This is a genomic window from Bacillus sp. SIMBA_008, assembly GCF_046535495.1.
GTDB classification, from domain to species: domain Bacteria; phylum Bacillota; class Bacilli; order Bacillales; family Bacillaceae; genus Bacillus; species Bacillus subtilis.
In genome coordinates, this window is the sequence record NZ_JAWRWL010000537.1 from 1 (window position 1) to 268 (window position 268).

Here is a 268-nt window from a genome sequence, read left to right on the forward strand (position 1 = left end):
CCGTCATATTCATTATGAACATCCTCTTCTTTAAAACCGAGTGCTACCGTTGCAACAGATGTAGAGGTCATGTCATGCAAATACTCTAGCCCTGCTTCTTTAGGAAACATAGAATAAATCGATTGATGTGGAGTCGTGACAATGGCTGAATCTGCAAAAAGCGTTTGACCGCTGTCTAATTGCAAACCATAGCCTCCATCCGTTTTTTCAATTTGTTTTACTTTTGTCCCTTTATAAACCGTTGTCAGCTTGAGCTTACTTTCTACTG

1 protein-coding gene is annotated in these 268 nt (G+C 39.9%); it reads right to left on the reverse strand.

Annotation, left to right across the window (positions count from 1 at the left end; all coding sequences use genetic code 11):
- A partial coding sequence (locus tag SB658_RS24350) for an FAD-dependent oxidoreductase (protein WP_410602933.1) occupies positions 1-268 on the reverse strand: 268 nt, incomplete at both ends.